The organism is uncultured Draconibacterium sp., from assembly GCF_913063105.1.
In the GTDB taxonomy this organism is placed as follows: domain Bacteria; phylum Bacteroidota; class Bacteroidia; order Bacteroidales; family Prolixibacteraceae; genus Draconibacterium.
In genome coordinates, this window is sequence record NZ_CAJXYQ010000016.1 from 42,652 (window position 1) to 67,642 (window position 24,991).

Sequence of the window (24,991 nt, forward strand, 5' to 3'; positions counted from 1 at the left end):
AAGCAATTGTTTTAAGCAAAGTTACATTAGTTTGCGACTTTTGGGAAAAACGGCGGCAATATTCTCACCGCCATTTTTCGTAAAAATCACTATCCGTTGCCGTTTTGGCCATTACCGTTTTGATTGTCACTATCCTGTTGACCGCCATTCTCATTCTTCTCTTCTTTACCCTTGTATTTCCTTTCCGATAGGTCGATTACCTGTTCACCGTCGGCATTGGTTAGCAAAGCGTAGTGGTTGCATTCATCGTCGCCTTCGCTGTATCCATAATCGAGTACCGATACAAGGTTACCTCCCAGGTGTACCTGTACCTCGCCTTCAACAATATACTGGCAAGTTGCCATTCGTTTTAAGGGTTGAGTAATTTCTTTGGTATAAGTTTCAGAAGAGCCATCGGGCCAGGTAATGGTGGCTGTCAACTCTCCAGTAATGTGCACCATATCATCACTTTGGTCTTCATCGGTATCTAAGCCATTACTCCATTGCCAAATTCGTTCGGCACTTCTTACAATGGTGGTTCCGTCAGGATAAACAAAGGTCAGTTCTGATTCGAATTTACGGTACGTACTGTCCACTTTATCAACTACAATTTCTGATGTTCCGTTAATCAGCAACGAATCTACACCAAAGTTGTTGTAAATTACTTCTCGCGTGTAATCCTGACTACTTCTGTGCGCCGAAATCTCAATCACAATTTCTCCGCTAAGCACTTTACCATTGTTTAACAAGGTGCTGTCGCCGTAGTTTAAGGTAATTGTTTTTGGGTAACCGCCATCGTCTCCTGATTCAATAGAAACATCGGGGCAATGATTTTTGTGGTAACGGAGCTTGTTACTCCAGGTAAAATGCTTGCCCATCTTCCACCAGCGCGACAACCAACCTTCAGCATTGGCAAAAAATTCTACCTCGTATGCCCCTTCTGTTGTTGCAGCTTCTGCATGAATTTCGGCTACAGCAATTTCAGCCGATTTCGCTGTTAACTCTGCGCTTATTTCAGGAATCTCAACACCATCATTAGTGTTGGTATTACATGAAAATAAAACTACTGCTAATGCAATAACTGTGAAACCAATAATTTTTTTCATCTGCTCAAAATTTAATTGTTTTTATCTAAATTAATCTCTCTTATCTCTTGCCAAAAACTTAACATCACCGGTATTTTTTAATAAAATACCATACCCAAAAAAACCTTAGGCATCATCAATTTCTTTTTTTAGTTGCCCTTTCTGAATATAATCCGCAATTCAAACTCAACACCCTACTTTTTTCTTATAGTTTTTTCATTTATTTCCACCTGTCTTGCCAAGCGCCTGACAAACAATTTTTTGAAGGCCGATATTTTTTAAGCACTTTATCCGTTTCCTTTGTGGATGGTATTCAAAATGCTTACTTTTGGCAGCTTAAATTTGTATTGATCATGAAGCTTAGTGTTGTTGTAATTATTGTTTTTTTGTTATTCATTTTTGGTGGCTACTCGCATGCTCAAAATAATTTGCAATCGAAAAACAATAACCCCAAAGTGGTGGTGGGAATTGTTGTTGAAAATATGCGCTCCGATTATATTCAGCGGTTTTGGGATAAATTTCAACCCAATGGATTTAAGAAAATTTATTCGCAGGGAGCCGTTTGCCAAAATGTAAAACTTACCCTGCACGAACAAAACTATGCCAGTGGCACGGCAACACTATTTACAGGTGTTCATCCATCTATTCACGGAATAGTTTCAAACCAATGGTACGACAGGTTAAAGAAAAAGGAGATTGATAGTACCGAAGACGACTATTATTTTACTGTGGGTGCCGATACCGATGCCGGTAATGCTTCGCCAGCGAACCTATTGTCGACAACCCTTACCGATAACCTTAAAATTTTAAGTGGAGGAAAAGCCAAAGTATTTAGTGCGGCTTTAAACCGCGAATCGGCAATTTTTGCTGCCGGCCATGCCGCCGACGGTGCTTACTGGTTTGATACCGAATCGGGCCGTATGATTTCAAGTTCTTTTTATGTCAGTACTTTCCCCGATTGGGTTCGGGTGTTTAACAGCGAGAATTATGCCGACATCTACAGTCACCGCACCTGGACAACCTTACTGCCTGAAACCAGCTATACCGAATGCCTGCGCGACGACTACCTGCTTGAGCGAGGTTACTTTGGCGAGTTTAATACCTTTCCGCACGCCATAAACAAGTATATAAAAAGAACAGGCGATTTCAGGCCTTTTAAAACTACACCCTCTGCCAATATGATGATTAAAGATTTTACCCTTCGTCTGCTGGAAAACGAAGATATTGGCAAAGATGATGTTACCGATTTTGTGACTGCTGTTTTTTCGAGTATGGATTACGAAAACAACTCATTCGGACCGGCTTCGCTTGAAATGATGGATACGTATCTATATCTCGACCAATATATTGGTGAACTGATTGATGAGGCAGAGAAAAAATTTGGCAAGGACAATGTACTTTTCTTTCTAACAGCAAATACTTCGGCATCGTACCCCATTGAGTACCTGAAAGAAGAGTTTCACCTTACTGTTGACTATTTTAATGTGGAAAGTGCCATTGCTTTGCTTACTTCATACCTGAATATCACCTATGGCGAACAAAACTGGATTGAACATTATTCTGATTTACAACTTTACCTCGACCACGACATTATTAATAAAAGCAACCAGGTAAGCTTAAACGAACTTCGGGAGGTATGTTCAAACTTTATCAATCAATTTACAGGCGTGCAGGTTTCAATGCCGGCATTTCAGCTCGAGCAGGGTAGCTCTGCCAACGGTCTGTTTGAGCCCTTGTACAACACTTACCATAAAAACCGCTCGGGTGACTTTGTTTACACCTTGAAAGAAGGTTGGCAACCCGGCTACAAATTTAAACGGGTTAATTACACTGATCAATCGCGAATACCTATAATTTTATGGGGAGTGGGCATAAAACCACAACAAATTAATTCCACCTACAATGCTGCTGACCTAGTACCAACACTGGCGCAGCTAATTAATGTTCCTATTCCCGACAAATGCCAGGGAAAAATAATTAGTGAAATACTGAAAAAGTAAACGTTCTTACGAGTAACACCAGGCCCTTGCAATTAAAACAGATTAAATCCTTTCCTGCTCTTTTTTTCAGGCTTTAAATCTGCATGTACCTGCTCCTCCTTTTTGGGGCGGTTTTTACTGTTTATCCTTGGTTGTAAGCTAACCACAAGCGTAGTATCAGAAATGGCTTTTACAAGATGCATGGCCGGTTTAAAGCCACCTGTTGAAACCGATAAATTAACATCTCCTTTCTCAAGTATAAGCTTATAAAATCCATTCTGGTTCGTAATGGTGCCTATTCCTGAGTTTTTATCAAAAATACTAACATTCTCTAAAGCTTTTCCGTTGCTGCCATCGTTAACATAACCTGTTATGGCAACAACCTGGGCCCAACCGATACCTGGAATTACAAATAAAAGCAAGGCGAAATGGGTGATTAATACTGTTTTCATTCTTTGTATTGTTTCAAATTGTTTATGGCTCTATAAAAATAGACAAAAAAGAGCAGAGAAAGGTTGCTTTATGTTTCAAACTTTATCAAAAAATCGTTAAATAATTCTTTATTATTTTTTAAAAAGCTAATCCTTATTTAGACTACATTGTATGCAACACCCATAAAACATTTTAAAGAACATAAAGTTACATGACAAAAGTTAGCCAATTCTGCTTATTTAAAAACAGACTTAATTACTATCATTGTTTTCTGCTGAATAACATCATGTTATCAAGCAAATACGTTATTTTTTTCTCAACTATCTGCGTACATTTGTTTATAGCTAATAAAGAATTTTATCTTTATTTAAAAGTAAAAATCAGCAACCGACCCTGCCGCAACCGGCGCCATATTTAACAATAACAACTAAAAACCATTTTATAAACAAAAACTTATCACATGGATCCAATCCAATCGTTAATTAAAGATCTTGCTGATAAACATGGACGACGCAGAGAAAGTGTTTTACCCATTATGCAAGGCGTTGTTGAGCATGAGAAATTCCTGTCGGAACGCTCAATGATTGAAATTGCAAGAGAGATTGACATTCCGGCTGCCGATGTTTATGGAACAGCAACCTTTTATTCATTTCTTGAGACAAAACCAGCAGGTAAATACACCATCAGGGTATGTAAAACTATTACCTGTGCAATGAAAGGTAAAAACCAGGTTTTATTTGCCATTCAAGACATGTTAAAAATTAAGTTAGGGGAAACCACCCCCGACAAACAATTTACGCTTTTAGAGACCAACTGCCTGGGATGGTGCCACAAGGCACCTGCAATGCTGATAAACGATGACGTTTATACTGAACTCACACCCGAAAAAGTGAGGGAAATTCTGTCGAATTACATGAAACAAAACGTTCACCATTAAAAAAAGCAACTATGGCAAGTTCTCATCAACTAAAACGTGTTGATTTCATTTTCAGAAATGAAAACGACTGGGAAAAAATACTTTCCGCAACCATTAAAAAGAAACCGCAGGATTTAATTAATGAGCTGATAAGTTCAGAATTAAAAGGAAGAGGAGGCGCAGGGTTTCCAACCGGCCTAAAATGGAAACTAACTGCCGAGGCAAAAGAAAAACAGAAATACGTAATTTGTAATGCCGATGAAGGAGAGCCGGGAACTTTTAAAGACCGCGAAATTCTATCACGGGTGCCTTATAAAGTTTTAACGGCAATGGCCATTTGTGGTTACATCACCGGAGCTAACAAAGGCTTTATCTATCTGCGTGGTGAATACAAATTTTTGCAACCCGAACTAAACAAAGCCATTGACGAGTTTGACTACTATTGCAAAGAAATTAATCTCGATTTTAGCATTGAAATATTTATGGGCAGTGGCGCCTACATTTGCGGCGAAGAAACAGCTCTGATGGAATCGATGGAAGGAAAAAGGGGCGAACCCCGGAATAAACCACCGTTTCCAACACAAAGAGGCTACATGGGCAAACCCACCGTTATTAATAATGTTGAAACGCTGGTGCACACTTATACCATTTTTAAATACGGAGCAAAAAAATTCTACGATTTAGGCGTTCAATATTCCAGAGGAACCAAATTATTTTCGGTATCGGGCGATACACCAAAGCCGGGTATTTACGAACTGGAACTGGGGATGAGCCTGCAGGATTTTGTTTACGAGTTTGGCGATGGCGATACCAAAGCCGTACAGGTGGGTGGAGCTTCAGGATTTCTGGTTCCGCGTAAAAAGTTTAAAGATGCTGCTATCGGTTTTCGTGGAAAATTAACCGGCATATCGTTACCTACCGGAGGGTCGATGATGCTTTTTAACAGCTCTCGATCAATGTTTAACGTGCTGGATAATTACCTCGAATTCTTCCGCGAAGAATCATGCGGACAATGCACTCCCTGCCGCGTTGGCTGCCAACAATTATTGCTGGGCATAAAGGCTGTAAAACGTGGAGACAAACCGGCTTCTTACCTTGACAAACTAATGCGGCTAACTGAAACCATGCAGTATACTGCAAAATGCGGATTGGGACAATCTGTAGCAAATTCATTTTCGTCGATTGTTGAGAATTTTAGAGAAGAGATGATTTATTAACCCGGAAAATGTATTGAAATGAGTAAAAAATTAAATATAACCATTAACGGTTTTCCGGTTGAAATTGCAGCCGGGAAAACCATTCTGGAAGCCGCAGAAGAGCAAGGAATTACCATTCCAACCTTATGCCATCATAAAGATTTGTGCGTTGCCGGAAACTGTCGCGTGTGTGTGGTTGAGGTAGCAGGGCAAAACCGCTTGTCGGCTGCATGTGCAACGCCTTGCGAAGAAGGAATGGAAGTGTTGACCAACAGTTTGAAAGTTCGTAACTCACGAAAACAAATCATTGAATTACTATTGGCAGAACACAATGCGGATTGCACCAAATGCTACCGAAACGGAAACTGCGAACTGCAAACACTGGCCTCGGAATACAAAATAATGACCCAGGACTTTCTCGAGCTCGTTCCCCTAAAACAATATAGTATTGATGCTTATTCGCCTTCAATAATGAAAGACGACAGCAAATGTATACGCTGCCAGCGATGCGTAAGAACCTGTGCCGAGCTGCAGGGTGTAAATGCGCTGACTGTTGCCCACAAAGGCGACAAAATGAAAATTACCACTTTCTTTGAGAAGGCTATGCGCGATGTGGTTTGTACCAATTGCGGGCAATGCATAAACCACTGCCCTACCGGAGCTTTGGTAGAGAAAAATTACATTGAGGAAGTTTGGGAAGCCATTGCAAATCCGAAAAAACATGTCGTAGTACAAACCGCCCCTGCAGTAAGAGTTGGTTTAGGCGAAGAACTGGGACTAAAACCAGGCAAACGCGTTACCGGACAAATGGTAGCCGCCTTAAAACGTTTAGGTTTCGACTCGGTACTCGATACCGATTTTACTGCCGACCTAACAATTATGGAGGAAGGTACCGAACTACTTACCCGTTTGAAAAAAGCCCTGGTAGATAAAGATGAGTCGGTTACACTGCCAATGGCAACATCTTGTTCGCCAGGATGGATTAAGTACATCGAGCACATGTATCCCGAACATTTGAATAACCTTTCAACCTGTAAATCGCCACAACAAATGTTTGGGGCACTGGTTAAAACTTATTATGCCAAAGCACGCAACCTTGAACCTGAAAATATTGTATCTGTTTCGATTATGCCGTGCACAGCAAAAAAATACGAGGCTTACCGCCCTGAAATGCACGACAGTGGCTACCGCGATGTAGACTACGTACTTACTACGCGAGAACTCGCCATTCTTATAAAACAAGCCGGTTTGGATTTTAACAAACTTGAACCGGTTAAGTACGACCGTTTAATGGGAGAATCATCGGGCGCAGCAGTAATTTTTGGTGCCACCGGAGGTGTAATGGAGGCTGCTTTACGAACAGCCTACGAAATTGTTACAGGCCGCGAAGTACCGTTTGACAACCTGAATATTACTCCTGTACGCGGCATGGATGGCATTCGCGAAGCTTCAATTAAAATTGATAATCCACTAAAAGAGTGGGCCTTTTTGGATGGAGTTGAGCTAAAATGTGCCGTTGCACACGGCTTAATAAATGCCAAAACTGTAATGGATTCAGTGAGAGCCGGGACTGCAGACTATCATTTTATTGAATTTATGGCGTGCCCCGGTGGCTGCCTGGGTGGTGGAGGCCAGCCTATTCCAACCAATCCCGAGATAAGGCAAAAACGTGCAGAAGCAATTTATGCTGAAGATGAAGGTTTAACGATACGAAAATCGCATGAAAATCCGGAGGTTCTGAAATTATATCACGATTTCTTAAAAGAACCGCTTGGCGAAATTTCGCACCACTTGCTGCATACAAAATACACCAAGCGCGAAAGGTATTAATTACCGTGCGAACAAATCATATAAAATCCGGTATCTTTGGGTATCGGATTTTTTTATGAAACAATTTACAAGATATATTCCTTCACCAATTGGATGGCTTCGGTTATTATCGTCAGAAAAAGCGTTAACATCCATTAAATTTGTAGATGCCTGCTCAAATTGGAGTGAGCAACAACCAATAATCCTCGGGCAAACTGCAAAGCAACTTGAAGCTTACTTTCAAGGAAATTTAAAATCGTTTAATCTTCAATTAGAACCGGAAGGAACACTGTTTCAGCAAAAGATATGGAAACTGGTGCAAGGAATAGAATACGGTGCAACGGCAAGCTATCTTGAAATTGCCCGGCAATCAGGATCAGAAAAAAATACGCGGGCAGTAGGTTTTGCCAACGGGAAAAATCCTATTCCAATTATAATTCCTTGTCATCGAATAATTGGAAGCTCGGGTAAACTCACCGGATATGCTGGAGGAATAGAACGCAAGCGCTGGCTGCTAAATCACGAAAGAACTAACACAAAAATTCCGGGCCAACTATTCTAAATCAGGGAATATTGTCCCATATTGAAAACACAAAAAATACACTCTTAAAACTATCTTCCTGATATCATGCATTTTAATTTTATGGTATACATTTTGTTTTAATGGTATCCGAAATCAGGAAGATAAAAAATAAGGATTTGAAATAAAGACTCCTTAAAAGAAATGGAACTCAATTTTGGGTTCCATTTTCTTTTGCTGGTAAATTGATATACCCTATATTCACAACAAAAAATATATGCAAAGAAATGTAAAACTCCTTTTTCTGTTTCTGCTTATTACCCAATTCGCAGCTGGGCAAGACCGATACGCCTACGAACAATTTGAAGAAATTAGGGTTGAAACAGCTACATATGCAACAAAAGATGGCGAAAACCTGGATATGGATATTTACCTCCCTCAATACGATAACGAACCGGAAAGAGCAACAATAATTTACCTGCACGGTGGAGGATTTAGTAGTGGTGAACGAAACAGTGAGAAAATAAAATCGTTTTGTACAAACCTGGCCAGCTATGGCTATGTTGTTGCATCTATTTCGTACCGATTAACGCGAAAAGGCAAAGCTGAAGGCTTTGGATGTAATTGCCCTACCCAGGTAAAAATCAACACAATCTATTCTGCCTCAGAAGATTTGCAGGATGCTGCATTTTTCCTTATCGAGAACAGGCATCAGTATGCAATAAATCCACAACAGATTATTCTTGCCGGAAGCAGCGCCGGAGCCGAAACAGCTTTAAATACAGCGTATCAGCCACCGTATTGCTACGGTTTAGACTCCGGACCGGTATCGTTTGCAGGGGTTATCGGTATGGCTGGTGCAATTGCCGATACTATGGCGCTTTATGATGAATCGGCTATTCCTTCGCTTTTGTTTCATGGCTCAGACGATCCGCTTGTACCTTATGGTTCAGCTCCACATCATTACTGCAAAGAAGGAGCACCAGGCTACTGGCTCTTGCATGGCTCGCATACCATTGCTGAAAAATTAAAACAACTAAACGTTCCCTGCTGGCTGCACACCTCATGCGGAGCAGGACACGAATTACACAGCCAGCCTTTTACCGATTATTTTGATGTAATTACAGAATTTTGCCACCAGTTTGTTATTGAAAAAAATGGCGACCAACGCCATACCATAATTGAAGGAGAACACAACGCTCAACGATTTAACGATTATAACTACTGTTCACAATGAAACGATTTCTTGCCAGCCTTATTTTTCTGTTTCCAATTATACTGACTGCCCAGCAAATAAATGTTTTAAGCTACAATATACGATACAATAACAGCAATGATGGAATTAACGCCTGGCCAAACCGTGTTGAAATGGTTAATGGCCTGCTACAATTTTACGAGCCTGATATTTTTGGTCTGCAGGAAGCGTTGTTCAATCAGATTTCAGATATTGATGAAGCACTTCCGAATTACGAGTGGTTTGGCGTTGGTAGAGAAGATGGTGATAAGGGGGGTGAATTTTCGCCTGTATTTTTTAACAGAGATAAATTTATTTTAATTGAAAAAGGCAACTTTTGGCTTGCCGAAGATTGCACCAAGCCCGGATTAGGCTGGGATGCTGCCTGCACCCGAATTTGCACCTGGGGAAAATTTCAAAGCAAAATCAGTGGCAAAAAATTTTATGTTTTTAATACGCATTTCGATCACAGAGGCGATGAAGCACGAAAAAATTCGGCGATTCTGATCCGCGATAAAATTGAAGAAATGACTTACAAAAATAATCTGCCTGTACTTTTAACCGGCGACTTTAACCTAAAGCCCGAAACCTTACCCATTTCGCTGCTAAAAAAATACCTGAACGACAGCCGCGATATTTCGGCACAAAAACCTTACGGGCCAGTAGGAACATATAATGGTTTTAAGTTTGACGCGGAATTACAAACCCGTATCGACTATATTTTTGTTCGTGGTTTTAAGGTATTAAAATATGCGGTACTTACTGATAATAAAGAACAACGGTGGCCTTCAGATCATTTGCCGGTGTTTGTGCAACTGCAGTTGAAATAAGAGAATTGGTTCAAGCAGATTTGAAAAACTAAAAGAAACTAATCTGCGGCAATCCGCGAAATCTGCGAGCAAAATTCTTAATCCGAGTCATCCAACTCAAAGATTTCATTTACCGGTTTTTCAAAAACTGTCGAGATTTTAAGCGCCAAAACTGTCGATGGCACGTACCTCCCTTTTTCGATTGAATTTATCGTTTGCCGCGAAACACCAATCAATTTTGCCAAATCGTCTTGCGTAAGATTTTTTATTGCCCGTTCTATTTTAAGCCTATTCTGCACTTCGTATTTTTGATTTGGTAACGTAATAACTCACCAGGTAAAATCCCAAAATAACTGCCAATAATGTATCTGCTGAAAGTTGACTAAAATCGTCAGAAACACTATTTTCTAAATAAGTGATAAAAAAGAATCCCACAAAACCAGCTCCAAAGCTCCGATAAAAAGACTTTAAACGAATCAGGTTAGACATTTCATCCTCAACCTTATCGCGCGAAAAACAAATAAGAAACAATCCAAAATTAACATAAATAACCCCAATATAATTACTTCCATCAACCAGCAAACTCTTAAAAATCCATGGTAAAGTTATGGCACAAATTACCACCACAATTCCCACAAGTTTAAACCAGCGAGGAAACAACTTAAGTTTCTTAAAAACAGCCTCATCATTCTTTTCTTTAAAAAGCCACGACACAAGTCCTATAGACAAAACAACAAGTACTAACAATAATATTTGAACCAATTTTGTTTCCATATTTTTCAATTTTATTTTCGTAGTTTATAAAGAGTAAGGTAAAAGTAAAGTGTTGCAATTAGCATTCCTCCTCCCATAAATGACTGAACAATAAAGTTACTCCAACAACCGCCATCTGAGCCTGTTATACGCATTGTACTCAAGGCAAAAATCAGAGCCACCAAACTTACAAACGAATAAGTAAAAGCCTTAAATCTTAACTGTTCCGAGTATTCATCTTCGGTCTTCTGTTTCGAGAAAAATGTTACGAATAGTGCGAGGTTAAAAACTGAAATTAGCATTTCATTCATGTTTGCTATAGCGTCTTTAAAAATTAATAGTGCCAATAAAGCAAGAGCAGTAAAGATGATCGCCACTGTTTTAAACCAATTTGGTAGCAACCGGAATCTACGCTCATACAAATCGAAACTTAATGCAGAGGAAGGAATTATGTACAGAAGTAATCCGATGTAAATACAAAAACTAATTATGCTGTAGATTTTCATTAGTGTAAACTTTACTTTTCAATATGACAAACATACTTTACATTTCTACAAAAGACAAGTTTTCTTTACATTTTTTGTATTTGTTTTTTAACATCATTTCAGTTTTCTTTATCAAATGCTTGACAATCCTGGTGAACTCATTATTAAAATATCTGATGGAATTTGGGGTGCCCCCATTCTAATACTGCTACTTGGTGGCGGTTTTTACTTTTTGGTATATTCGCGGCTGGCCCCTTTACGCTACATTGGCCATGCCTTGCAAATATTAACCGGAAAATACGACGACCCTAACGAAGCCGGGCAGCTGCGACATTACCAGGCATTATCCACAGCCCTCGCTGGCACAGTTGGCATGGGCAATGTTAGTGGTGTAGCAGTAGCCATAACTATGGGTGGCCCGGGAGCCATTTTCTGGATGTGGGTATCGGCACTGTTGGGTGTTAGCACTAAATTTTTCACCTGTACGCTGGCTGTTATGTTTCGGGGAAAAGACGATGCCGGAGAAATTCAGGGTGGCCCCATGTATTACATTACCGAAGGGCTGGGCAAAAACTGGCGACCACTTGCCGTATTTTTTGCCCTTATGGCAATGATAGGCGTTTCACCGCTGTTTCAGGCAAACCAGCTCACACAAATGATTAGAGATGTTATTCTGGTTCCAAATAATATAGAGGCTTCGTTTACAAGCAACATTGTTACAGGCATAATAATTTCGATACTGGTTGGCCTGGTGGTAATTGGAGGTATTAAGCGCATCGGAAAAGTTACCGGACGATTGGTGCCAACCATGGTTGTAGTCTACACCATTACCGTTTTCTTTATTATCTTCTCTAACACCTCAGCAATTATCCCGGCCTTTAAAACTATAATTGCCGATGCATTTACCGGAAATGCGGTATTAGGAGGTTCTCTGGGGGCTATAATCATCACCGGTGTTCGGCGGGCCGCCTTTTCAAATGAAGCAGGACTGGGAACGGCACCTATGGCACACGGAGCAGCAAAAACCAACGAACCAATCCGCGAAGGATTAGTGGCTATGCTTGGCCCCATTATCGATACCATTATTGTTTGTACAATGACAGCCCTTGCCATTATTATTACAAATACCTGGCAGGAAAGCAGTGCCGATGGAATAACTTTAACAGCACATGCCTTCGATTCTGCCATTCCTGTTTACGGAAAATATATTCTGGCTACCTGTGTAATTTTCTTTTCCATGTCAACCATGTTTGCCTTTCCGTACTACGGCGTAAAATGCCTGGGTTTTGTTGCCGGAACCAAATACCAGCACATTTATAATTACCTTTTTGTTGCTGTTATAATTTTAGGTGCCGTGTCAAACCTGCGGGTTATTATCGGGCTTATTGATATTGCTTTTGCGCTGATGGCCTTTCCTACCGTTATTACCACTATTCTTTTGTCGCCGTATGTTAAAAGGGCGGCCAAAGACTATTTTTTGCGCTTGAAAGCAGAAAAGCTATTGGTTAAAAGAACGCGTAATAACGCTTAAAATAATTAATGCCCCAGGTCTTTTCTCGTGAGCCCGGTATTGCTTTTTCAACAGAAAAGCAATAATTTGAAGGAAAATAATTTCATGACAAATTCAAAATTTGACCAACTTGAAAAAGCCTTTTTCCACGATGGCTATCAACTGGCCATAAATGCCCTTAAAAATACGAACAACCATACAGTGCCTGATGCTGTTATCAGGGAAATGTATGCCATTATTGATGGTTTAATCGATTCATTATTTGCATACGCCCGACAACAAAACCAGGCAATTGAATGCAAAAAAGGTTGTGCATGGTGCTGTCATCAGCCGGTATTTGCACTTGATTACGAGTTGAATTACCTGAACAACTTTATACATAAAAATTTTGATATTGTAACTCGCTCTGCAATTCAGAAAAAAGCAAAATTTAAAAGGGAAAAACTTGCCCAACTGGAAGGCGATGCATTACTAAATGCAAAAACGCCCTGCCCCTTGTTACATGAAGGAGCCTGTTTGGTTTACGAAGCACGCCCAATGGCCTGTCGCATTTATCTTTCGTCGGATGTAAAAAGCTGCAAACAGTTCTTTAACAATCCTGATGATAAGAGCAATTACCCCAAACTACTGGATATGCCTATGCGCCTGGGACGCATGATGAACGAGGGATTTAAATCGGCGCTAAAAACAAATGGCGTTGAGGCAAAAGAATATCGGATTGAAGAGAAACTTTGTTAAAGGTTTTCCAACACAATGCCTGCTGCTGTAAATCTATTTTCAAGAATTTCGGGTGACACAGGACGGCCATTTTTTGTGAGCACCGAAGTAATGCGGCCTCTTACCATTAGCTTTTCATCTGCTCTGCGAATTACTTCCTGCAAAAAAACGATGCGCAACCGACCTTGTTTTCCTATTTTTAGTCGCACCAAAAAGTCATCGCCGGGGCGCAACGGTAACTTGTACTCCAATTCACCTTTTATCACCACTGCATCGATTCCATCATTGTGTAGTTGCGCAAAATCAAGCCCAACATAATTTAAAAATTTATGGCGTGTATGCTCCAGGTAGTTCTGATAAACAGCGTTGTTTACAATCCCCTGGATGTCGCATTCGTAGTCGCGAACCTGCATTTCAAGTTCAAAATGGTAATCCTGCATCTTTTTATATTAAAAGCTAATGCCCATTAAATACAACACCGACTCAATAGCCGGTGCACCACACTTAAGTTCTTGTTACTTAATTTCAAAATCAAGCAATTTTTTGTCTTCCAGATAGCCTTCCAGTCGATCGCCAATAGCAACCGGTCCAACATTGGCAGGCGTTCCGGTATAAATTAAATCGCCTATTTTAAGTGTTACGTAGTTTGAAATATGTGCAATCAATTCATCAAAATCAAAAATCATTAATCCCGAATGTGCTTCCTGAATTGTTTTTCCGTTAATATCGAGGTGAAAACTTATTGCATCCGGATCGGGAAAAATTGACTTCGACAGAAAGGTATTACTCAACACTGCCGATTTATCAAAAGCTTTCGATTTTTCCCACGGAAGGCCTTTTTTCTTCAGCTCTGCCTGCACATCACGCGCTGTAAAATCAATGCCAAGTCCAATTTCATCGTAGTAACGGTGGGCAAACCGTTTCTCAATATTTTTTCCAATCCGGTTAATCTTTATTACCAATTCAATCTCATGGTGCAAATCTTTTGTCCAATCAGGAATATAAAACGGATCGTTATTGCGCAACAAAGCCGTATCTGGCTTCATAAAAAATATGGGTTCATCAGGCACCAACTCATCAAATTCTTTTGCATGAGCCACATAATTTCTTCCTATGCAAATTATTTTCATGATATTAAACTTTTCAATTTCATAGTCATTTCGAACACAGTAATCAGGCTGTAATGCCGAAAAAATTAATTAACAGATTTCTCAATCGTCTTTTCTTCAAAACAACAAGCCTTACTTACTCATCATCTTTAGTTTCAACTGTGTTAAAACTTTCTTGGTATACAGTGGAAATTCGCTGTTTAAAATCCAGCCAAAGTAACCGGGTTGTTCTTGAAGCACCTGCTCAACGGGTATGCCTTTATTTTTACCAAAATTAAATACCTCTACCCCATTTTCGTCGTATACAATACGTCCAACAAAATCCACATTCCGGTCGTACGATGAGAATTCGCTTAATTTATCCACATCGTTTTCTATAGGTGTCGATTTTTTGCCTTTTGCATCTTCATAAGCTACGCCTTTATATTTATCCAGTTGCGATTTTAACACTTCGTAGGTGGCCTTGGTATCGGCCATAGCACTGTGGGCGTCAACTAATTCCTGGTTGCAATAAAATTTATAGGCGGCAGCCAGTGTGCGTTTTTCCATTTTATGAAAAATGGCCTGAACATCAATAAACTTCCGTTTCTTTAAATCAATATCTACCTCGGCACGTAAAAATTCTTCGGCAAGCAAGGGTATATCAAAGCGGTTGGAATTAAAACCGGCCAAATCGCAACCTTCTAAAAATTTCGCCAGTGTTTTTGCTACTTCCTTAAATGTTGGTGCATCTTTAACATCTTCATCGTAAATACCATGTATTACCGATGCTTCAGTTGGAATTGGTTGCTCCGGATTAATGCGCATCAGCTTTTCTTCCTCGCTGCCATCAACATTAACTTTTACCAGTGCAATTTCTACAATCCGATCTGTAACAATATTTATTCCGGTAGTTTCCAGATCCAAAAAAACCAATGGATTTTTTAAGTGCAATTTCATGATTGGTATGAATTAAAAAAGGTATCCTAAAACCTTGATTTTTTGGATACCTTTTGGATTTATCGTTAAACTCTTTTAAACGTTTATCATCATTGGCATTAGCAGCATCAGCATATCTTCATCTTCTTCATTTTCAGCCGGAAGCAGAAGACCTGCGCGCGTTGGATCACTCATTTCCACCCGCACATCTCCGGTTGAGATATTTGTTAAAATCTCTTGCAGAAAAGTTGATTTAAAACCTATTTCGATCTCTTCTCCTTCGTACTCGCAATTAATGCGTTCTACAGCTGAAATTGAGAAATCAATATCCTGAGCCGATACTACCATCTGGTTGTCGGTAATATTAAGTTTTACCAGGTTACTGGCCTGGTTAGAGAACACCGATACACGCTTAATGGTATTAAAGAAGTTTAAGCGGTCAATGAGCATTTTATTGGGATTATTGGTAGGAATAACCGAATTGTAACTCGGGTAATTTCCTTCCACCAAACGACAAATTAGTTTATAGTTGCTTAAAGTAAAAAAGGCATTCTTATCGTCGAACTCAAGTTTAACGTCGAACTCTTCTTTTGGTAAAAGGTTTTTCAATAAACTGGCCGGCTTTTTAGGAAGAATAAACGACGATTCAAACTCGGCTTTGGCATCCAAACGGCGGTAACGCACAAGTTTATGTGCATCTGATGCTACAAAGCTCATAAAATCAGGCGTAAGTTCAACATAAATACCATTCATTACCGGGCGTAACTCATCGTCGGCAGTGGCAAACAATGTCTTTTCAATTCCTTTTTGAAGTACAACATGGCTTACATCGATAGCCGATGCTCCTTCTTCATCCAATTGTGGTTGCTCCGGAAAATCCTCGGCATTTTGTCCCATAATGCTGAATTTACCATTGTCGGAATAAATTTCAACAAGATAAGACTCACCATCGATTTGGAATGTCAGTGGTTGCTCCGGAAATTCTTTTAATGTATCAGTAATTAATTTTGCAGGAACGGCCACGGCTCCATCGCCTTCAATATTATCCAGCTCTAAACTGGTTATTAACGTCGATTCCAAATCGGAAGCGGTGATGGTTAATTCTGTTTCGCTTAACTGAAACAAGAAATTATCGAGAATTGGCATGGTACTTTTACTGCTTATTACCTTACTTATTGCAGAAAGGTGGCTCAGTAATTCGGTGCTTGAAACTACAAACTTCATTTATTTCGATTTATTTTTTTGAATTTTCGTCTTATTGACAACTAATCTAAGTATACGAATATACAAACTTTCAGGAATTATCCCTATCGTGCCAAAGGTGATTTTACCCGATTTTATGAACGATTGTATTTGTATTTACGAACAAGGTTGTAAACCAGTGCAAAAAGTATGACTAAAAGCAGCGGGATCAATACATTCAACACTTTCCAGAAAGTTGCTTCTTCGCGTAATTTTACTTTATCGAGCAAACGTAATTTTAGCGATTGGCCACGCAATTGCATAATTCCCTGCTTATCATCGAGGTATGAAATAGCATTAATCAGAAACTCCTTATTCCCGAAAACCTGCCCCGAAACTTCGTCGAAACCAAGCTCCTGAATTTTAGGCGGATTGGCAGAATAATTTACTTTGTTACTCATTATTCCTCCGTCGGCAATTACAATCATTTGTGTGGGCTGACTTTCTGTAATTATATCAGCCGAAGAATAAGCATAGTTTTCCACCATTCGGTTTTTATAATTCGATGTAAAAACACCTTCAACCAAAATACCAACCGGGATGTTGGCCTGCGTAAACAGTTCGCGAGCCGGCGGATTATTTATATTTCCAAGGCTTACCGATGACGGAACTTTTATACGACGAGCATAGGGAGAAGTAGAAAGTATTACCTCCTTGCGCAAACCGGCACCACCAGATACTGTATCGAGCGAGGACACAAACTCTGATTTTACCCAGTTTAGGTTGCGGCTAAGCGGATGGTTATCGTTTGGTGTTAACAAAGGCGAGTAATACCACGGATGCAAGGTGTAACGCGCCGTATTCCCTGGCGCAGCCGTGTTTACCCTGATTTGAATACAATTTACATCCTGCAGCAGTTCGTAATTCATGCGCACTCCGTATCGAAACAGCTGATCTCCCAAATTTAAATCGTTTGGAAAAGAATACGTCTGGAAGCCTTTGCTTAAACTGTCGAGACTTACCTGCACCGGATCAATCAACCAGACAATCTTTCCTCCTTTCATCAGAAACTGATCGATAGCGATTTTTGATGTCTCCGGAAATTCCTTTTTCGGATTGGCAATTACCAAAATATCAAGGTCCGAATCTTCAAGCTCTTTGGCCTCCATCATATCAATTTCAAAATCGGCAGACAGTGCACGCGCAATATCCGCCACTTCGTACTGGTTGGCTTCGCCGTGCCCCTGAAGAAATGCCAATACCGATTTTTGTTTCCGCATAAGTTTACGGAATGCATTTACCAATTCAAATTCAATGGTTTCCACCGAATGATTAAAGTTATTTTCGTAACTGGTGTACGGATTATTTTTTAGAAAATTAACTGCCAGTTCTTTATTCTGATAACGAATTATCGCACCCGGAAATATAAAACGCGAACTCACCCCTTGTTCGGTTTTATGCCCAAAATTAATTCGTGGAACACCTCTGTTTACCAGGTCTGTTATAAACTCTTCTTGTTTTTCGATATTCCTAATGCTGTAAGGATTAAAAATGCGTACCCGAATAGGGGCAGAACTATAGGCATTCATCACAGCAATTTTCTCCAATACTTCGTTTTGTATTTTTCTTAACCCGGCTTCCAGCTCACCGCTTAAATAAAGCTCCACTTCCACCGGACCTTCCAGTCCTCGTAACGATTGTTTACTTACATCCGACAGGGAGTAACGTTTTTCTGCCGTCAGGTCAATTCGGTATAAAAAGTTGGAAGAAATGGCGAGTACCAGTAAAACAGCCACGGGAACAACAACCGCCCGAACTTTCGCCTTTGTTTTTCGGAGTTTCCCTTTTCGTAAAACCAGTGTGGTTCCATATAAAAACAAGTACGCCATTCCCACAAAATAGAGCATATCGCGCATATCAACTACTCCCCTGGATATGGAAAGATAATGATCATTAATACTGAGCCACGAAAACAATTGCTCGAGCACATACGAAACATTGGCAGATGCTACAAACTCAAAACCCAGGTAAAAAATAAACGACAACGACATTCCGAGGATGAAGGAAACAATCTGATTGTCGGTTAACGACGAAGCAAAAATACCAATGGCCACATAAATTGTTGCCAGAAAAAACAGCCCCATAAACGACCCCCAGGTGGCGCCGGTGTCGATACTTCCAACAGGATTTCCAAGCCAATAAACCGATAAAAAATAGAGTAAAGTGGGTAATAACGAGAAAACAACCAGCACTAATCCAGCCAGAAACTTGGCCATTACCAACTGGAAATCACCCAGCGGGCGGGTAAGCAGTATTTCTATTGTTCCGCTGCGCTTTTCGTCGGCAAACATACGCATGGTTATAGCCGGCACTAAAAAGAGGTACAACCATGGCGCCAGCGTAAAAAGCCCCTGCAGTGTTGCATAATTATTGTCCGGAATATTGTAATTGCCCGGGAAAATCCACAGAAACAAACCCGTTACTAATAAAAAAACCAGCACGGCCAGGTATCCGATCAGCGACCCTAGAAAAGTTTTTATTTCTTTTTTGAATAAGCTATACACTTCTGTTGCTTTTAATTAGAAAATAAGATAACACACCATCGCATAATTCATTGCCAGTGCAATTATTCCATAGATGTACAAAATTATTACACCTTTCTTTTTCTCAATGCTTTTGATTAAATCTTTTTCATTGCGATCAATAACCCATTTTTTTGATAGAGGCCTATTTCTCTTACGCCAGTTATTTTGCCCAATATAACCGAAATAATCAAAATCTCCCTCCAGCATAAATTCATAAAACTGCTTGTAATTATCGATTATCGGATCGGCAACCTGGTAGCATTTTCCATCATCAAACTCTAAAATTACGGAATGAGCCATAATGTAACGATTTCCTCCAAAAGCAGCAGTTGCATATTGTTTGAGTTGATTAAACCTATACATTTTTTGATTGAACAAAAAGAAATGAAGAATAAAATAATCCTTCTCAATTTCAACTTCTTTTACCTGAGTTTGCACTGTAATTACCAAAACTGCAATCAACAGACCTAACCCTAAAAGTATTCCTATCGACCACAAATATGAATGTGGCAGACTCAGTGACTTTGCAGACAAGAGGCTCATTAATAAAAAACATGCCACCATGCTAAATAGAAAAAATCCGGCCGCCTTACTCCATCTTCTATTTAAATAAAATAATTTCTTCATTGCAGTAACGACACCATTTTTTCAGCAGCCCGTTTCGAACAGCCCGGCTCTCCCATTAGCTTTTGCATTTCACGGTAATCCGATAGAATCTTTTCGCGATACTTTTCATCGCTAAGCAATCGATCGAGTTCAGCTGTTACTTTTCTAACCGTCATATCTTTTTGAAGCAGCTCTTTAACCGCCATTTTTCCTAGAATAATATTGGGCAGCGACACCCAGTCTATTTTTAAAACTGCGGCCATAATGTAGTGCACCAATACGCCGCCTTCAACTTTGTAAAGTACGGTTTGGGGCACCTGAAACAAAGCCGTTTCCAATGCTGCCGTTCCCGAAGCAACCAAAGCCGTATGTGCATTATTCAGCAAATCGTAGGTAGATTCGTACAACACTTTTATTTTGCTCCCCTGCAAAATTTCGTCATACAACTCTTTATCAACCGACGAAACGCCAGCCAGTACCACCTGGTAATCATCGCGCCTTTCAACGGCCTTTTTCATTACAGGCAAGATTCCTTTTATTTCCTGCACACGGCTTCCGGCCAGTAAGGCAATTATCGGGCGTTCATCCAGGTTGTTCATGGCTTTAAAATCAGCTGCCAACCGGGCGGTAGTTTCAAATTCCTTAATCGAGTCGAACAACGGATTTCCCACATAATTTACATCAATACCATGCTTTTTGTAAAAAGCGGTTTCAAACGGAAAAATGGTGAACATTTCATCAACAAAAGCACGCACTTTTTTAACGCGATATTCTTTCCAGGCCCAGAGTTTCGGAGAAATATAATAGTAAACTTTTATGTTATTTTGTTTGGCAAACTCGGCAATACGCAGGTTAAAGCCGGGGTAATCAATTAGAATAAGCACATCGGGTTTATAGTTGAGTAGGTCTTTTTTGCAAAACTCCATGTTCCGTTTTATCGTTCTGATATTCAGGATCACATTTACAAAACCCATAAACGCCATTTCGCGGTAGTGCTTTACCAAATTTCCGCCAATTGCCTGCATTTTATCGCCTCCAAAAAACCGAAAATCAGCTGTTTTATCGGCAACTTTCAGTTCTTTCATCAGGTTCGAGCCATGCAAATCACCCGATGCTTCACCAGCAATTAGGTAATACTTCATGTTAAATCGACCTTGAAATTAGTACCACAAAAGCATAAATAATGGTTGCTCCTAAAACACCACGCGCTGCTTTTTCATATTTCATTTTCAGAAAAATCCAAAATACGCCAACATTGGCAAAAACACACAAGCTTCCGATTTTTACCAAGGCCTGAATGCGCCACATACTTTTTATGTAGTTAACAAAAGCCACATCGTTTTCGCCTACCAGGTAAAACACAAAAAAGATAACAACAGGCAAAATTAAACCGGCAAGAAAACCGGCACCAAATGTGTCGAAGTTATTTTTGTTCCGTTTTGGCATACTAAAATTTCCACCGCTTTAATTGCTCCATTGTTTCATAGTCGGTCATATCTACCCGAACCGGCACAACCGAAGCAAAATTATTCTTCAAAGCAAAAATATCGGTTTCCTCAGCTTCTTCTTCAAAATTATGAAAATACCCCGATAACCAATGGTATTCGCGACCATGCGGATCAGTACGTTTTTCAAATTCTTCCATCCACTTGCCATGCGTTTGCCGACAAACCTTTATGCCTTCGGGTTTCCCTTTCGGAATATTTACATTAAGGCAGGTGAACTCGGGTATACCGTTTTCAATAACACTCTGAAAAACGCGTGCTACCACTAATTTGGCTTTCGAAAAATCAGCATCGGCACTGTAATCGTCGAGCGAAAAACCAATAGACGGTACTCCGTGCAAACCACCTTCGATGGCCGCTCCCATTGTTCCGCTATAAATTACACTTATTGATGAGTTGGCCCCGTGATTAATTCCGGAAACCACATAATCGGGAGCCTGATTAAACAAGCCGTTAAAACTAAGTTTAACGCTGTCAACCGGTGTGCCGTTGCACTTAAAAGTGGGAACACCATGAATTTGCTCCACCGGAGTTGCCCGTAAGGGATGATCGACAGTTATACCACATGCTTTTCCCGACATGGAAACTTCGGAGGAGATAACCACAACATTGCCAAAAAACTTCATTACCTCCACCAATTCACGCAAACCAGAAGCATGAATTCCGTCATCGTTTGTAACCAATATTAATGGTTTATCTTTTTCATTTTGCATGTTAGCAAATATAATTAGAAAATGTGATCTTGTACCATGATCATGATTTTATGCCTGACATTCTTACATTTTTTCGGTGAGCTAAAACTTAAATTATCTTAAGCAAGAAACTGTTTTTCGGGATGTTGAGAAAACGGCTATGCCTGCAAAAAAACTAACAACTGCAGGAGGCCTTTCCCCCTTTCCAACCTGCTTTTTCCATTTGCAAAAACCTTTGCTTTTCATCTGTTTTCATTACCCGCACAATGTATTGCATTTCAAAACCCAAAGCTTGCACCACTTTCTCTACCGATGCTATTAATTTATCAGCTATTGGAATGTTGGGAAACGGAAAAACAAAGGTAAGTATTACAAGTTGCTCGGTATATAATTCAATATCCTGCACCATACCTAAATCAACCAACGAATAGTTAATTGCCGGATGCATTACTTTTGCTATTTCTTTGGTAATTTCACTTATTATTGCCATTCTTAATCGGTCTCTTTTGGTTTAATAATTCTTCTCGAACCATAGTATGTCCGCAATTCGGGCATTTTCGGGTGGTGCACTTTATACCTTTTTCGTGCGGTACTTTTGTGCCACATTTAACACAAATGCAAAATCCTCCCGGGCCAAACGCGCCTCCTTTATTTAATCCCTGACGTTCTTTTCCCATTATTAAATCCTCCTGTTTTAATCTTTTGTTCAAATTTCACAAAATATTCTGATTAAAAAAAGAAGCGAGTCCGGATTTACCATTTGTCCGATTTTCTGCCGCAAGTCTATTCAGTTTTGGCCGATGAAAACAGATAGCAGAACTTTATCTAATTGTCAATTCAACAAATAAAAAAAACAAACGTTTTAATGGCTTACAGTAAATACCGTACTTTGCAACAGAAAAATTAAATCTTTTATGCCCGACATTCTAAATAGAAAAGCAGGAATGCAATACCGACGTTTTGGAAAAACGAATAAGTATTTAAGTGTAATTACTTTGGGAGGCATGCGTTTTAAGCATGGCTGGGACGATCCGCGAAGAGACATTCCTAAAGACACATTTGACCAGTGTTTACAAACAGTGCAGCTGGCATTTGACGCAGGTATGAATCATATTGAAACCGCCTGGGGCTATAAAAAAAGCGAAACTGTTTTTGGCAAAGTACTTAACGAAGAGTTAAGCATACCGCGTACTTCGTATCATTTAATGACCAAGGGCAACCCACTTACCGCTGATGCCACATACGAAATGGTTGAAAACCAACTTCGGGATTTGCAAACCGATTACTTTGATTTTTATGGTTGGCATGGCATTAACAACGCTGAATTACTGGAGCAAAGTTGTAAAACAGGGGGTCCCGTTGAAGCGCTTTTAAAACTTAAGGAAGAGGGCATCATCAAACATGTTGGTTTTAGTACCCATGGCCCGTTGGAAATCATTATCAGAACGATTGAAACCGGGTTGTTTGATTTTGTAAATCTTCATTATTATTACTTTAATCAACGCAACCTGGCGGCGGTGCAAATGGCCGAAGCCAACGATATGGGCGTATTTATTATTTCGCCAAACGACAAAGGAGGGCAACTGTTTAAAGCACCTGAAAAAGTAAAAAAAGCCACTGCGCCACTAAGCCCAATACAATGGAATGCACGTTTTTGCCTTAACAATCCGGCTATTCACACGCTTTCGTTTGGAATGACAGAACAAGCACATTTTAAGGAAATGAAAGGTATATTCCCGGCCTCGAATCCCTGGACTCCATCAGATTATGCAAGCAAACTAAAACTCGATAATTATCTACTTGATGATCCGTACGCGTCATACGAAGGTTTTGAGCTGCAAAACGATCCGTCGGGCATAAATATTCCCGAGGTACTGCGTTTGCGCAAACTATGGAAAGCGTATGACATGATTGATTATGCCCGCTACCGTTATAAAGTTTTTAAGGAAAAAAGCCACTGGTTTCCTGGCGAACTTCCGAACGAAGAAAATCTTGACAAGCTGGATTTATCAAAGGTTCCGCCAAATATTCCCTTAAAGGAATTATTAGCCGAAACCCACAAGGAATTACAACCACCAGCTTATCAACTGGCTAAAAATTAATTATCTTGCCTACATAAACCATAAAACCTTTTTAAAAATGAAATCTAAATTAATTCTTTCATACAGTATTTTTGTATGTATTCTGTGTCTGTCATTTCAATCATTAGCACGCGACTATTATCAAGTAAAAGTATATACCATTAAAAACAACAGCCAGGAAGCACGGGTAGACCATTATTTAAAAACAACGTTTAAAACTGCAGCAAACCAGGCCGGAATTAACGAAATAGGAGTTTTTAAACCCATTGAAACCGATAAAGATTTTGGTAAGAAAATTTTTGTGTTTGTTCCGTTAAAAAGCCTCAGTCAGCTCGAGAAGATAGAACAAATACTGACCAACAGCGCCTCTCAATCAAGTAATTGCGAATATGTAAATGCCCCTCACGACAATCCTCCTTTCGAGCGAATAGAATCAACCTTGTTACGGGCTTTCTCCCACATGCCGGAATTTCATAAACCCAGTTTTGCAACACCAAAATCGGAACAAATTTTTGAGCTTAGAAGCTACCAGGGTGCCACAGAAAAGCTGTATCAGATAAAAGTAGAGATGTTTAACGAGGGCGGCGAAATTGCGTTATTCAAAAAACTTGATTTTAATGCTGTTTTTTATGCGGAGGTTTTGGTAGGCGCGCACATGCCTAATTTAATGTATATGACCTCGTTTGAGAATATGGAAGCAAATGAAAAACACTGGGCAACTTTTAGGGCGCACCCCGACTGGGAAGTCTTAAAAAATAAAAAAGAATACGCCAATACAGTTTCGCATATCGACAAATGGTTGTGCCACCCTGCCTCCTACTCTGATTTTTAAAGGATTAAACCATACAACACATTTACTCAAAAATAATTGGTGCAAATTGCCAACCAT

27 protein-coding genes are annotated in these 24,991 nt (G+C 39.8%); 11 read left to right on the forward strand and 16 right to left on the reverse strand.

What is annotated here, in order from left to right:
- Positions 1-89 precede the first annotated feature (89 nt).
- On the reverse strand, positions 90-1,085 hold the full coding sequence (locus QZ574_RS14720; RefSeq protein ID WP_297090852.1) for a hypothetical protein: 996 nt from the start codon (positions 1,083-1,085) through the stop codon (positions 90-92).
- 332 nt (positions 1,086-1,417) lie between these two features.
- On the opposite strand from QZ574_RS14720, the gene QZ574_RS14725 reads away from it, so the two are divergent.
- On the forward strand, positions 1,418-3,064 hold the full coding sequence (locus QZ574_RS14725; RefSeq protein ID WP_297090854.1) for an alkaline phosphatase family protein: 1,647 nt from the start codon (positions 1,418-1,420) through the stop codon (positions 3,062-3,064).
- Between the two features lie 32 nt (positions 3,065-3,096).
- On the opposite strand, the gene QZ574_RS14730 is transcribed toward QZ574_RS14725, so the two are convergent.
- Positions 3,097-3,495: a carboxypeptidase-like regulatory domain-containing protein gene (locus tag QZ574_RS14730; protein ID WP_297090856.1), complete on the reverse strand. Its 399-nt coding sequence runs from the start codon at positions 3,493-3,495 to the stop codon at positions 3,097-3,099.
- Positions 3,496-3,935: 440 nt separating this feature from the next.
- Between QZ574_RS14730 and nuoE the strand changes: the two genes are divergently transcribed.
- The 6 genes from nuoE to QZ574_RS14760 all read left to right on the forward strand — a co-directional run bounded on the left by nuoE (position 3,936) and on the right by QZ574_RS14760 (position 9,980).
- Positions 3,936-4,412: an NADH-quinone oxidoreductase subunit NuoE gene (gene nuoE / locus QZ574_RS14735; protein WP_297090858.1), complete on the forward strand. Its 477-nt coding sequence runs from the start codon at positions 3,936-3,938 to the stop codon at positions 4,410-4,412.
- Between the two features lie 11 nt (positions 4,413-4,423).
- Positions 4,424-5,608, forward strand: a complete 1,185-nt coding sequence (locus tag QZ574_RS14740) for an NADH-ubiquinone oxidoreductase-F iron-sulfur binding region domain-containing protein (RefSeq protein ID WP_297090860.1) — start codon at positions 4,424-4,426, stop codon at positions 5,606-5,608.
- 18 nt (positions 5,609-5,626) lie between these two features.
- Complete coding sequence (locus tag QZ574_RS14745) at positions 5,627-7,417, forward strand: NADH-dependent [FeFe] hydrogenase, group A6 (RefSeq protein ID WP_297090862.1); 1,791 nt, start codon at positions 5,627-5,629, stop codon at positions 7,415-7,417.
- A 55-nt stretch (positions 7,418-7,472) separates the two neighbouring features.
- Positions 7,473-7,958: a methylated-DNA--[protein]-cysteine S-methyltransferase gene (locus QZ574_RS14750; protein ID WP_297090864.1), complete on the forward strand. Its 486-nt coding sequence runs from the start codon at positions 7,473-7,475 to the stop codon at positions 7,956-7,958.
- A 235-nt stretch (positions 7,959-8,193) separates the two neighbouring features.
- Positions 8,194-9,153, forward strand: a complete 960-nt coding sequence (locus QZ574_RS14755) for an alpha/beta hydrolase (RefSeq protein ID WP_297090866.1) — start codon at positions 8,194-8,196, stop codon at positions 9,151-9,153.
- Positions 9,150-9,980 (forward strand): endonuclease/exonuclease/phosphatase family protein, encoded by an 831-nt coding sequence (locus QZ574_RS14760; RefSeq protein WP_297090868.1) that lies wholly within the window; start codon positions 9,150-9,152, stop codon positions 9,978-9,980. Before QZ574_RS14755 ends, QZ574_RS14760 begins: the two co-directional genes overlap by 4 nt.
- A gap of 77 nt (positions 9,981-10,057) precedes the next feature.
- Here QZ574_RS14760 and QZ574_RS14765 read toward each other — a convergent pair whose 3' ends face one another.
- The 3 genes from QZ574_RS14765 to QZ574_RS14775 are packed head-to-tail and all read right to left on the reverse strand — an operon-like array spanning position 10,058 to position 11,218.
- Positions 10,058-10,258, reverse strand: coding sequence for a helix-turn-helix transcriptional regulator (locus QZ574_RS14765; RefSeq protein WP_297090870.1), 201 nt, complete (start codon positions 10,256-10,258; stop codon positions 10,058-10,060).
- The gene (locus tag QZ574_RS14770; RefSeq protein WP_297090872.1) at positions 10,248-10,733 is read right to left on the reverse strand and encodes a hypothetical protein; all 486 of its coding nucleotides are present in this window, start codon (positions 10,731-10,733) and stop codon (positions 10,248-10,250) included. Before QZ574_RS14770 ends, QZ574_RS14765 begins: the two co-directional genes overlap by 11 nt.
- 11 nt (positions 10,734-10,744) lie before the next feature.
- Positions 10,745-11,218 (reverse strand): hypothetical protein, encoded by a 474-nt coding sequence (locus tag QZ574_RS14775; protein ID WP_297090874.1) that lies wholly within the window; start codon positions 11,216-11,218, stop codon positions 10,745-10,747.
- Positions 11,219-11,333: 115 nt separating this feature from the next.
- Here QZ574_RS14775 and QZ574_RS14780 point away from each other — a divergent pair, with 115 nt between their 5' ends.
- On the forward strand, positions 11,334-12,728 hold the full coding sequence (locus QZ574_RS14780; protein WP_297090876.1) for an alanine/glycine:cation symporter family protein: 1,395 nt from the start codon (positions 11,334-11,336) through the stop codon (positions 12,726-12,728).
- Positions 12,729-12,812: 84 nt separating this feature from the next.
- A complete protein-coding gene (locus QZ574_RS14785; protein WP_297090879.1) occupies positions 12,813-13,445 on the forward strand; it encodes a YkgJ family cysteine cluster protein in 633 nt (210 codons plus the stop codon).
- Here QZ574_RS14785 and QZ574_RS14790 read toward each other — a convergent pair.
- From QZ574_RS14790 to QZ574_RS14840, 11 genes are all read right to left on the reverse strand, one after another.
- Entirely contained in the window at positions 13,442-13,864 is a 423-nt protein-coding gene (locus QZ574_RS14790) for an acyl-CoA thioesterase (RefSeq protein WP_297090881.1), read from the reverse strand. The genes QZ574_RS14785 and QZ574_RS14790 overlap by 4 nt on opposite strands.
- 75 nt (positions 13,865-13,939) lie before the next feature.
- Positions 13,940-14,554 carry a fumarylacetoacetate hydrolase family protein gene (locus tag QZ574_RS14795; RefSeq protein ID WP_297090883.1) on the reverse strand — a complete coding sequence of 205 codons (615 nt, stop codon included), beginning with the start codon at positions 14,552-14,554 and terminating at the stop codon, positions 13,940-13,942.
- A 111-nt stretch (positions 14,555-14,665) separates the two neighbouring features.
- Complete coding sequence (locus QZ574_RS14800) at positions 14,666-15,472, reverse strand: 3'-5' exonuclease (RefSeq protein WP_297090886.1); 807 nt, start codon at positions 15,470-15,472, stop codon at positions 14,666-14,668.
- 75 nt (positions 15,473-15,547) lie between these two features.
- The gene (dnaN, locus tag QZ574_RS14805; RefSeq protein WP_297090888.1) at positions 15,548-16,675 is read right to left on the reverse strand and encodes a DNA polymerase III subunit beta; all 1,128 of its coding nucleotides are present in this window, start codon (positions 16,673-16,675) and stop codon (positions 15,548-15,550) included.
- Positions 16,676-16,788: 113 nt separating this feature from the next.
- A complete protein-coding gene (gene gldG, locus QZ574_RS14810; protein WP_297090890.1) occupies positions 16,789-19,197 on the reverse strand; it encodes a gliding motility-associated ABC transporter substrate-binding protein GldG in 2,409 nt (802 codons plus the stop codon).
- A 15-nt stretch (positions 19,198-19,212) separates the two neighbouring features.
- A complete protein-coding gene (locus tag QZ574_RS14815) occupies positions 19,213-19,581 on the reverse strand; it encodes a hypothetical protein (RefSeq protein ID WP_297090892.1) in 369 nt (122 codons plus the stop codon).
- A 260-nt stretch (positions 19,582-19,841) separates the two neighbouring features.
- Positions 19,842-20,966: a lipid-A-disaccharide synthase gene (gene lpxB, locus QZ574_RS14820; protein ID WP_297090894.1), complete on the reverse strand. Its 1,125-nt coding sequence runs from the start codon at positions 20,964-20,966 to the stop codon at positions 19,842-19,844.
- Position 20,967: 1 nt separating this feature from the next.
- Positions 20,968-21,270 (reverse strand): hypothetical protein, encoded by a 303-nt coding sequence (locus tag QZ574_RS14825; protein ID WP_297090896.1) that lies wholly within the window; start codon positions 21,268-21,270, stop codon positions 20,968-20,970.
- A gap of 1 nt (position 21,271) precedes the next feature.
- Entirely contained in the window at positions 21,272-22,042 is a 771-nt protein-coding gene (gene surE, locus QZ574_RS14830) for a 5'/3'-nucleotidase SurE (protein ID WP_297090898.1), read from the reverse strand.
- A gap of 154 nt (positions 22,043-22,196) precedes the next feature.
- Positions 22,197-22,511, reverse strand: a complete 315-nt coding sequence (locus QZ574_RS14835) for an iron-sulfur cluster assembly protein (RefSeq protein WP_297090900.1) — start codon at positions 22,509-22,511, stop codon at positions 22,197-22,199.
- Complete coding sequence (locus tag QZ574_RS14840) at positions 22,495-22,731, reverse strand: hypothetical protein (RefSeq protein ID WP_297090902.1); 237 nt, start codon at positions 22,729-22,731, stop codon at positions 22,495-22,497. The genes QZ574_RS14835 and QZ574_RS14840 overlap by 17 nt, the downstream gene beginning before the upstream one ends.
- Positions 22,732-22,935: 204 nt before the next feature.
- On the opposite strand from QZ574_RS14840, the gene QZ574_RS14845 reads away from it, so the two are divergent.
- Positions 22,936-24,123: an aldo/keto reductase gene (locus tag QZ574_RS14845; RefSeq protein WP_297090904.1), complete on the forward strand. Its 1,188-nt coding sequence runs from the start codon at positions 22,936-22,938 to the stop codon at positions 24,121-24,123.
- Positions 24,124-24,160: 37 nt separating this feature from the next.
- Positions 24,161-24,934 carry an NIPSNAP family protein gene (locus tag QZ574_RS14850; protein ID WP_297090908.1) on the forward strand — a complete coding sequence of 258 codons (774 nt, stop codon included), beginning with the start codon at positions 24,161-24,163 and terminating at the stop codon, positions 24,932-24,934.
- Positions 24,935-24,991 lie beyond the last annotated feature (57 nt).